Genomic DNA, 10,524 nt, shown 5'->3' with positions numbered 1-10,524 from the left:
GGTGAATACTGATCTTATGCATACGACACCTGAATCAGCCGATCTTTACGAGATCCTCGCTGAATTTGTGGCGCATGGGGCAAAGGCTATCACCCTGGAAGTGTCCTCCCACGCTCTGGATCAAAATCGGGTGGATGGACTCAGCTTTGATGTAGCCGTCTACACCAACCTCTCCCAGGACCATTTGGATTACCATGGTTCCTTTGAAGAATACCTGGCAGCAAAGCAACTCCTGTTCAAAGGCCTTTCAGAAGATTCGGTGGCTATCGTAAATATAGATGACCCTTTTGCTGAACGGATCATAGAAGTTTGCGTAGCCAAGATCATACGTTATGGCTACAACTCTCGCGCTGAATATCGGATCCTCGATCACTCCATCAATCGCCACGGAGTCGAGCTCACTTTAGAGACCCCTTATGGAATACGCACTCTGCAGGTAAATACTGTTGGCAGCTTTAACTATTACAATTTTCTGGCGGCCTATGCCACAGCTGTAGAATTGGAATGTGATATCGACAAGGTTGATAGTGCAGCTCGAACCTTGCCTGCGGTACCAGGGCGGTTGGAAAAAATGGAAAATCAGGCCCCTTTTACTGTCTTTGTTGATTATGCTCATACACCTGATGCCATGGAAACAGTCCTGCAAACCCTGGCTGAAGCTTACCCAAAACAAAAGTTGATCTCCGTATTTGGGTGTGGCGGTGATCGGGATCAGGGGAAGCGCCCCCTTATGGGCGAGATCGCAACTCGTTTGTCCACTCAGACCATTATCACAGATGATAATCCGCGAACCGAGACCCCCATGGACATCATTGATGCCATTACTACAGGCTGCCAGAATCGCGATAATTTCGAAGTCATTCAGGATCGCAGCTCAGCCGTGAAGACAGCCCTGCGAATCGCTGAGCAAGGTGATATTATTGCCATCCTCGGCAAGGGACACGAGTCCTATCAGGAAATAATGGGTCACCGCAACCCTTATAGTGATATGAACATAGTAAACCAATTCATGGAGCAGCATGGCTATTCTGCATGAGACCATTATGGCGCTCCCTGGTATAAATATTAAGGGAGTGTTTGACTCCCCAATTACCGGTGTCAGTATTGATACTCGAAGCTTAAATGCCGGAGAACTCTTCGTTGCATTTATTGGTGCCCAGGTGGACGGTCATGACTTTATCCCAAAAGCCATTTCCCGTGGCGCTTCAGCCGTTATGGCCTCCACTACCTGGGACGGATGTGAGAACTGGGAAGCTCCCATCCCGCTGATAATGACCGAAGATCCGATCAAAACGCTTGCGGATCTGGCCACATCACACCGGAAACGTTTCGATGTGCCATTGATCGCCATCACAGGAACCAATGGAAAAACTTCCACAAAAAACCTGCTCGCTCACCTTCTTGAACAACGATATACGGTTTTGAACACTACAGGCAACTTCAATAATCACATTGGCTTGCCCATGACAATCCTAAATCTTGATGAATCCCATGAGATTGCTGTAATAGAAATGGGCGCAAGCCAGTCCGGTGATATTGAATATCTCTGCAATATTGCTCAACCGAATCAGGGCCTGATTACCAACATCAGTTTGGCTCATACTGAATTTTTTCATGATGAAGATACGATCCAGGCAACCAAAGGAGAGCTTTTCAAGTATCTCTGTGGCCATGGCGGGCGCTCATTTGTCAATATTGATGATGAGCGGGTGGTTCAGTTGGCAGAAAATTGTCCAAATCCAATTCATTTTGGTTTTTCCATGGTCAAGGAAAGAAGCTATCAGATCAAAGGACCTGATGCGCAGGGTTGTTATGAGATATTATTTGGAAAATATGCTGCTCATTTGCCGCAACCCGGTAAAGCAATCGCTTTTAATGCCGCAGCAGCTATCACCATCGCCCTGCAAAATGGTTTACGCTTTGATCAGGTGAGCACTGCCCTGGAAAACTATCCAGGAGAATCTGGACGGATGGAGCATGCACTCATTGGTGGTGTGCATTTCTTCAATGATGCCTATAATTCCAATCCAGCCAGTGTCACTGCCGGTTTTGAGACCATGGCCGAGATAATTACACCTGCACGAAAGATTTTGATCTTCGGTGATATGCTGGAATTAGGATCCATGAGCCATGATCTGCATACTGCCGCGGCAGAGCAGATGCTGGCGGCCGGTTTTGATCAGATCATATTGGTTGGTCATGAAGTTATCGCCACTGCAAACAAGCTCGTAGAATCAGACTTCAAAACCTTCTATCACAACCCAGACAAAGCAACAACGATCCAATACTTCTTAGATCTAATAGCCCCTGGAGACCTGGTTTACCTGAAGGGATCCAGAGGAATGCAACTGGAAGCTTTTATCAAAGCCTATAAGGAAGTGAACTAATGCTATACCATCTGTTGCTACCTCTTCAGGAATATTTCTCAGCATTGAATGTCTTCCGCTATATCTCATTTCGCTCAGCAAGTGCTGCCATCACTGCCGTCATATTCTCCTTTATCATAGGTCCCTGGATCATCCGCAAACTGCATCAAATGCAGATCGGTGAAACTATCCGGATCGACGGACCGAAATCCCACGCAGCCAAGGCGGGCACACCAACCATGGGCGGTCTGATCATTATTGGAGCAATCCTGGTCCCCACACTGCTCTTTGGGCGTCTGGATAACATTTACATCCAGATGATGATCCTGTCAGTGGTCTGGATGGGAGCGGTAGGTTTCATAGATGACTACCTGAAAGCCGTAAAAAAATCAAAACAGGGTCTTATTGCGCGTTACAAGCTATTGGGTCAGATCACACTTGGTCTATTTCTGGGTACCGTCATGATGATCCATCCAGAATTTGCAGAGGTTCGTACGGCTACCACCCTACCCTTCGTCAAGGATCTGGTGATCGATCTTCGATCAGGATGGATCTATATCCCTTTTGTAATTTTTGTGATCACGGCCACTTCAAACTCGGTCAATTTGAGTGATGGCCTGGATGGTCTGGCTGCTGGATTGATGGGAATTGCAGCTCTGATTTTTGCCGGAATTGCCTACATAACCGGCCGAGTCGATTTTAGTCAATATTTAAACATTATCTATCTCCCTAGTGCAGGAGAGCTCACTGTCTTTTGTGCGGCACTCATTGGAGCTTCGCTTGGTTTTCTCTGGTTCAACGCCCGACCTGCAGAGGTCTTTATGGGCGATACCGGGTCGCTAGCTCTGGGAGCCGCACTTGGGGCGGTGGCGGTCATGCTGAAAAAGGAGTTTTTACTCCCTTTTGCCGGAGGGGTCTTCATTTTGGAATCCCTCTCAGTGATCATCCAAGTGCGCTATTTCAAATATACCAAGAAAAAGTATGGAGAGGGTCGTCGCCTATTCCGGATGACTCCTATCCATCATCATTTTGAACTAAAGGGCTGGGATGAGAACAAGATCGTGATCCGTTTTTGGATCCTGGGTATCCTGTTCGCCTTCCTCACCTTCACAACTTTCAAGATCAGGTGATCGTGGATAATAATAGAGTAAAAGATCAGCAGGTAGCCATTCTGGGTAGTCAGCGCTCGGCCATGGGAGCAGCTCGTTTATTGAGTCATTTTGGAGCCAAAGTGCTTCTGAGCGAATCAAACACTGACCAGTTCACTGCTGAAAAACGCCAGGTCATGGCAGAAATTGGGGCTGAATTCGAATTTGGATATCATTCCCAGGATGTTTTGGATGCTGCTTTTGTGGTAGTAAGTCCCGGTATTCCGGAAAACGCCGATATAATTAAAAAGATCCGTAAACAGGGTATCCCAATTTATTCTGAGGTCGAAGTAACCTCCTGGTTTATCGATGCCCCAATTATTGCTGTCACCGGTTCAAATGGAAAAACAACGACAGTCAATCTGATTCATCATCTACTTCAAACTGCTGGATATGATAGTTTTCTGGGTGGCAATGTTGGTATTGCAGCTTCAGAGGTCCTCATGGACAGTTTGCAGAAAGCACCGGAAAAGCCTGTTTTTGTACTCGAAGTAAGCAGTTTCCAATTGGATAATATTGAAAGCTTTGCACCTCAGGTCGGTGTTCTCTTGAACCTGACTCCTGATCATTTAGATCGCTATCCAAGTCTGGATGCATACTACCAGTCCAAATTGGATCTCTTCAAGAACATGAAACACAGCGGTAAGGTAATCATCAACCGTGATGATCCTGAGTTGGCGCGTCGGGATATTTTGGCTGAGCATAAGCAATTTTTTGCTGTAGATAGCCTTGAGGGTGGCGATGCCATGTTGGCTGAAGGTGTCCTGGGTATGATGAAACCAAGTGGTTGGTGTCCCATACTGCCGGCGAAAATATTACCAATTCCTGGTAAGCACAACCTGAGTAACGCTCTGGCAGCAATTGCTGCAGTTATGGATTTCATCGATGATCCAGAGTTACTGGCTCAGGGTTTGATGACCTTCGAGGCAGTCCCCCACCGTATTGAATATGTGGGTAAAATAAATGATATTCGTTGTTATAATGATTCCAAAGCAACCAATATTGCCTCAACTGAGGTGGCTATCCAGAGTTTTTCACAACCGCTTTGGTTGATTCTGGGCGGAAAGGATAAAGGCGGGGATTTCACTGCTCTTCTGCCCTTGCTGGAGGGACATGTCCGAGAAGTGCTGTTGGTTGGTGATGCTGTTGAGATAATTGAAACTCAAATTGGACGTTCGCTGGTAACCCGAATTGTTGACACACTGGAGAACGCAATCGAACATTGTCTGCAACAAGGGTCACCAGGTGATGTACTACTCCTTTCTCCAGCCTGTGCCAGTTTCGATCAATTTGATAATTATGAGGTTCGTGGTGATCATTTCAGATCACTGATCCAAGCCCGGGAAGGCTGGACACTGTGAGACATTTCCATCTGGATAAAGTGATGTTTATCATCGTCATCATTCTTTTTGTGGCTGGATCTGTAGTGATGTATTCAGCCTCAACCTCTCAACACCCTGATTCAGCCCACTATTTAAAGCGTCATCTTATGAATGGCACAATTGCTATCATGCTGGGCATTGTATTCTCTCGCTTTCCCCATCAATATTTTCGTCCACTGCGATACCTCATTTTAGCGGGGATCTACGGGATGTTAATCGGTGTCCTGATCTATAATAAAATGATGGGCATCATTCATCCGGCTCGCTGGTTGTATCTGGGCGGATTCAGTTTCCAAGTGGCAGATTTTGTGCGACTGGGTATGATCATCTTCATTGCCGATTATCTTCATCGGAAACAACATCTCTTAAGTGACTTAAAGAACAGTGTGTTACCTGCCTTTATTCTAGTGGGGAGTGTGGTGGCGCTGATCGCGGTTCAACCTGACCTCTCCTCCTCTTTAATGATCATGATGCTGTCCCTGGTGTTGTTTTATCTGGGAAATATCCAGCTCAGTCATATCTCAGCTTTCCTCTCCGTCGGTTCGATCTCAGCCATGCTCTACGCCTGGAGTAAACCCTACATGTGGAAAAGGATCATGACCTTCATGAGTGATAATGTTGATGTAGCCAATGAAGGTTTTCAGGTTCATCATTCTCTCATGGGACTGGCTCATGGTGGGATCGGTGGAGTCGGTCTGGGTAATAGCTATGTCAAGGACCTCTTCCTGCCTGAGCCTCATACTGATTTTGTATTCAGTATCCTGGGTGAGGAGTTTGGCTTTGTGGGTTCTTTCTTTTTTCTGCTCCTGTTCTTGCTGCTCTTCCTGAGAGGTTTGCGGATCGCCAGAAATTCAACAGATTTTTTCAGTATGTTGCTGGCTATCGGGATCAGTTTTTCACTATTTAGCTATGCTATGGTAAATATTGGTGTGGTCACAGGTTTCCTGCCGACTACCGGTTTACCATTGCCCTTGATCTCCTATGGTGGTTCGAATCTTTTGGTGACTTCAGTCATGTTGGGAATCCTGTTTAACATTTCTTCCAATAATGAATCGGGGAAGATCCTTTCCTCAGAAAGGATACTGAATCTTGAATTCTAAGTCCAATGACAATCGGATGCGGGTGGTCCTGGCCGGCGGTGGGACTGGTGGTCATATCATCCCAGCTTTGGCAATTGCCGAGGAATTGGACCGATGTGTGACAGACCAAAGTGCCTTCTCCGGAGTTGACCTCCTGTTCTTCGGGAGTGATTACGGTATGGAAAATCAGTTGATCCCAGAAGCTGGGTTTTCATTGGAGACCCTCCCCATGCGCGGATTATCCCGTTCAATTTCATTAGACGGTTTAAAAAGAAACCTGCTGTTGCCGGCTCGTATGCTATCCTCCATTATTAAAGCCAATAAAGTTCTCAGATCATTTGATCCACATATCACGGTTGGCACCGGTGGCTATGCCAGTGCTGTACCGGTTCGACAATCCCTGCGTAATAACATCCCGGTCGTACTCCAGGAGCAGAACAGTTATCCCGGCATGGTAACGCGTCTTTTTGCAGTTAAAGCAAAACAGATTTTCCTCACCTATGAGGATGCCAAGAAGCATCTCAAGGGGGCTGAAACCCTGATGACCGGAAATCCTATTCGCCATCTGGAGAAAACTGTCAACCGGGTGGATGCAGCTCATTTTTTCGGACTTGATCCGGAGTTACCAACTCTATTCATCCTGGGAGGGTCACAGGGCGCCAGAACCATCAACCGGCACTTTGTCAAGAAGGCTTCTCTTTATCTGGAAAAGATCGGGATGCAGATCCTCTGGCAGACCGGCAAAGCAGATCTTGAATATTGCCGGCGCCACATCAGCAGCAACCCCAAGATTAAACTATTGCCTTTTATCAAAGAAATGGACAAAGCTTACACTCTGGCAGATCTCATGGTCTGTCGGGCAGGTGCCATGACCCTCACTGAATTGAATCATTTTGGATTGCCAGCGATCCTGATCCCCTTGCCATCTGCGGCAGCAAATCACCAGGAATTCAATGCCAGAAGCCAGGAAAACGCTGGTGCCGCCCGGGTTCTTCTAGAGCAAAATCTTGCAGAAGGTGCTTTTCTGCCCCTGGTTACAGAGATATTCACTGACCGCGAAAAATTAAACACCATGGCTCAAGCCTCCTCAGCCCTTAAAAGACCCCATGCGGCTCAAGATATCTGCAGCAGCATTATCAGAATAGCGAGTACCTGTGCTTAGTTCAGCCCAACATATCCACTTTGTGGGCATTGGCGGAATCGGAATGAGTGCCCTGGCATTGCTGCTAAAGCAACAGGGGAAAACCGTTTCAGGCTCTGATCAGTTAGACAGCAAGCTGCTGAATTCGCTAAGAGCCGCCGGAATCGAAGTATTTATTGGCCACAAAGCTGAACAGGCCCAGTCCGCAGATCTGGTAGTATACTCCAGTGCGGTAAACCCTGACAATCCAGAGCGCAACTACGCTGAGACGCATGCTATTCCAGAACTCAGACGAGCTGATCTATTGGGGCAAATAGCAGCCGGCTATAAGCACACTCTGGCCATTGCTGGTACCCACGGGAAAACCACAACCACAGGGATGTGTGGACAAATTCTTGTCACTGCTGAACTGGATCCCAGCATTCTGGTGGGCGGCATCCTGCCTAACCTGAATTCAAACCTGCGTCTGGGTGCTCATACCCATATAGTTGTTGAAGCCGACGAATATGATCGGTCCTTTTTAGCTTTAAATCCAGACCGGATCATCGTGACCACGCTTGAAGCCGATCATCTTGACATTTATTCCGACTTGCAGGATGTGCGGGATACTTTTCTCGAGTTTATCTCCAAATTAACAAATGATGGCATCCTGATACTTCAGGGTGATGACGAGGAACTGATCCGTCTGGCTCATTTAAGTCCCTATCCCCTGGTGAGTTACGGGCTAAGTGAGAAACCGGATTATCGGGCTGTTGATCTCCATCTGGATGAATTAAATAGCCGGTTTACAGTCATGTACAATGGCAAATATCTGGGAATCATCACCCTGAACATGCCGGGTGAGCACAATGTGATGAATGCATTGGGTGCTTGTGCCCTGACCCATCAAATGGGGGTTGATTTTAATCATATCAAAGCTGGCCTGGAAACTTTCCGGGGTGTTGAACGACGCTTCGAATTAAAAGGAAGTTTGAATGGCGTGCAATTCATTGATGATTATGCCCATCATCCTTCTGAGCTGGAAGCTACGCTCAAAGCGGCCCGTTCCGGCTGGCCCGAAGCTCGGGTTATCGCTGTTTTTCAGCCACATCTCTATTCGCGAACCCGCGATTTTGCAGCAGAATTTGCAAGCGCTCTTGAACAGGCGGATATTGCTCTTGTCACTGATATTTATCCGGCAAGAGAACTCCCCATAGCAGGTGTGAGTTCTGCACTGATCCTGGATGAAGCCAATGGTTCTCTTGACTACCAACCAGACATAGCTGATGTTCATGCTTATCTCGAACCGATCTTGCGCAGTGGTGATCTGGTCATCACCATGGGTGCCGGAGATATTTGGAAATTGCACGAGTTGTTTCTGGGGGAGCGCAACTAGATGACCCGAGCATCCCTCTACAGCATTCCACCTTTGAGCTGGGCATTTTCAGCTATTCTGCTTATCAGTGTGATCTTGCTGGGTTCTCTAAGCCTGAGCTACGCCAATCTCATACGATCAAATGATGTGGAGATCATTAATCTTTACGGTCAGCGCACCATGAGTCCGGAGCGTGTTAAAAACCTGACTGAGATCTATCTCGGAAAAGCGCTACATGAGCTTGATCTGATGGCTATTCAAAACAGTTTCCTGGAATATCCTCTGATCCGCAATGCCAAAGCCACCCGACACTTCCCCAACACTTTGGATGTTTACCTCTATGATGTATTGCCTGTAGCCTACATTGCTATTCAAAGCATTATGACCCTGGATGACAAGGCAACTCTGCTGCCCCTGCCAGACAAGGGTATGCTCTATAATCTACCAATCATAACCGGGGTCAGCACAGATTTAAGATCTGCGGAAATCGGTGATCTTATCCCTGACGAAACGGTTCAAATGCTGGTAAATTTCTTAAAGATCATCCGCAGAAATCATCAACATATTTATCTGGATATTTCAGAAATATCCTATGATCGTCGGGGAATAAAACTGATCTCAGCCACCCATAGCACCACCGTTTTATTGGGAAATGAAGATGATGCCATCGATAACAGCACCATCCTGTCAACATTTGTAGCAGACGAATCAGATTCAGGGATCATCAGTCCCTATCAGTATATAGATCTACGCTTTAAGCGTCAGGTCATCGTAAAGGAGCGAAATTCACGATGAACAGCCGCGGAATATACATTGGGTTAGATATCGGAACTTCGAAAGTTTGTGCCATCGCAGCCGAACCAGACCATGAGGATACCCTCAAGATAGTCGGGCTAAGCAGTTCTCCCTCATCGGGTTTGCGTCGAGGGACTATTGTAGATATTGAAGCAACTTCGACAGCCATTCGTAAGGCTCTGGATGAGATCGAAACCAGCGCCGGGATCAAGGCTGAATATGTAACGGTTGGAATTGCCGGTGAGCACATTTACAGCCTGAACGCCACAGGTGTGATCGGTATCGCAGATCTATCCAGACGCAGGGGAGAAAAAGAACTGGAGATCACCGAAGAAGATGTTGATCGGGTCATCGAATCTGCTAAAGCCGTTGGTTTGCCAAACGGTCGGCGCATCATTCATGTGATCCCACAGCAGTATTCAGTCGATGATGAGACCGGTCTGCGTAATCCGGTAGGCATGACCGGTCGCCGTCTGGAAGCTCAGGTTCATCTGGTCACCTCTGCTACGGCCAGCACCAAAAATATTATTTCTGTTGTCCGTAATGCCGGTTGCCAGGTAAAAGATTTTGTGTTGGAGCCAATTGCTTCAGCCCAATCCGTGCTTACGGAAGAGGAACAGCAGATCGGTGTGGGATTAATCGATATTGGAGCCGGTACGGCAGATGCCATTGTCATGTCCAAATTCGGTGTAGAACATACTGTTTCTCTGCCCTTTGGCGGAAATCAGGTAACCTCTGATATTGCCGGCATTCTACGTATCACTGAGGAGCAAGCTGATGAATTGAAGCTCAAATTCGGACACTGTTTCACCGAGCATACCGAAGTGGACAAAGTCTTTGATATAAAGGGTGTGGGTGGACGACAAGACCGCAATATCAATGAATCAGAATTTTCCATGTACATCGAGGCCCGCATGGATGAGATCCTGCAGATGGTCAAGACCAATCTCAAAGAGAACGGTATGTTGAAGCACTTGAATTCAGGCCTGGTTTTCACGGGTGGCGGATCCAAGATCCCCGGTCTTGAGGCCCTGGCAAAACGAGTTTTTGAAATGCCTATTCGTCTGGGCAGCCCCATTGGATTCACAGACACAACAGAAATGGTCGAGAGTCCGGAATATGCAACAGCCACCGGTTTGATCGCTTATGCTGCCAAGTTTCAATCTGAGGATGCCAGACAACTTGACCGGGGTGCCCCGGCTCGATTCATTCATAAGATAGCCAATTTTTTTCAAAATAATTTTTAACAACAGAACACA

The 10,524-nt window shown here is 47.1% G+C and carries 9 protein-coding genes; all 9 read left to right on the top strand.

The window, feature by feature from the left end:
- A partial coding sequence (locus tag U9Q77_11110; GenBank protein ID MEA3287905.1) for a UDP-N-acetylmuramoyl-L-alanyl-D-glutamate--2,6-diaminopimelate ligase occupies nucleotides 1-1,036 on the top strand: 1,036 nt, incomplete at its 5' end.
- A complete protein-coding gene (gene murF / locus U9Q77_11105) occupies nucleotides 1,020-2,387 on the top strand; it encodes a UDP-N-acetylmuramoyl-tripeptide--D-alanyl-D-alanine ligase (GenBank protein MEA3287904.1) in 1,368 nt (455 codons plus the stop codon). The genes U9Q77_11110 and murF, both read left to right, overlap by 17 nt.
- On the top strand, nucleotides 2,387-3,496 hold the full coding sequence (gene mraY / locus U9Q77_11100) for a phospho-N-acetylmuramoyl-pentapeptide-transferase (GenBank protein ID MEA3287903.1): 1,110 nt from the start codon (nucleotides 2,387-2,389) through the stop codon (nucleotides 3,494-3,496). Before murF ends, mraY begins: the two co-directional genes overlap by 1 nt.
- Nucleotides 3,497-3,498: 2 nt before the next feature.
- Nucleotides 3,499-4,875: a UDP-N-acetylmuramoyl-L-alanine--D-glutamate ligase gene (murD, locus tag U9Q77_11095; GenBank protein ID MEA3287902.1), complete on the top strand. Its 1,377-nt coding sequence runs from the start codon at nucleotides 3,499-3,501 to the stop codon at nucleotides 4,873-4,875.
- Nucleotides 4,872-5,996, top strand: a complete 1,125-nt coding sequence (locus U9Q77_11090) for an FtsW/RodA/SpoVE family cell cycle protein (protein MEA3287901.1) — start codon at nucleotides 4,872-4,874, stop codon at nucleotides 5,994-5,996. The genes murD and U9Q77_11090 overlap by 4 nt, the downstream gene beginning before the upstream one ends.
- Nucleotides 5,986-7,137 (top strand): undecaprenyldiphospho-muramoylpentapeptide beta-N-acetylglucosaminyltransferase, encoded by a 1,152-nt coding sequence (murG, locus tag U9Q77_11085; protein MEA3287900.1) that lies wholly within the window; start codon nucleotides 5,986-5,988, stop codon nucleotides 7,135-7,137. Before U9Q77_11090 ends, murG begins: the two co-directional genes overlap by 11 nt.
- Complete coding sequence (gene murC / locus U9Q77_11080; protein MEA3287899.1) at nucleotides 7,130-8,491, top strand: UDP-N-acetylmuramate--L-alanine ligase; 1,362 nt, start codon at nucleotides 7,130-7,132, stop codon at nucleotides 8,489-8,491. The genes murG and murC overlap by 8 nt, the downstream gene beginning before the upstream one ends.
- Entirely contained in the window at nucleotides 8,492-9,265 is a 774-nt protein-coding gene (locus U9Q77_11075) for an FtsQ-type POTRA domain-containing protein (protein ID MEA3287898.1), read from the top strand.
- Nucleotides 9,262-10,512 (top strand): cell division protein FtsA, encoded by a 1,251-nt coding sequence (ftsA, locus tag U9Q77_11070; protein MEA3287897.1) that lies wholly within the window; start codon nucleotides 9,262-9,264, stop codon nucleotides 10,510-10,512. The genes U9Q77_11075 and ftsA overlap by 4 nt, the downstream gene beginning before the upstream one ends.
- The last annotated feature ends 12 nt before the right edge of the window (nucleotides 10,513-10,524 follow it).

Source organism: Candidatus Neomarinimicrobiota bacterium (assembly GCA_034716895.1).
In the GTDB taxonomy this organism is placed as follows: domain Bacteria; phylum Fidelibacterota; class UBA8477; order UBA8477; family JABMPR01; genus JABMPR01.
The sequence above is the reverse complement of the archived record's forward strand: the minus strand, read 5'-3'. Positions and strand labels throughout refer to the sequence as shown.

Coding starts and splice junctions, on each gene's coding strand:
- mraY (MEA3287903.1), top strand. CDS start 2,387: ATGCTATACCATCTGTTGCTACCTCTTCAGGAATATTTCTCAGCATTG.
- murF (MEA3287904.1), top strand. CDS start 1,020: ATGGCTATTCTGCATGAGACCATTATGGCGCTCCCTGGTATAAATATT.
- ftsA (MEA3287897.1), top strand. CDS start 9,262: ATGAACAGCCGCGGAATATACATTGGGTTAGATATCGGAACTTCGAAA.
- U9Q77_11075 (MEA3287898.1), top strand. CDS start 8,492: ATGACCCGAGCATCCCTCTACAGCATTCCACCTTTGAGCTGGGCATTT.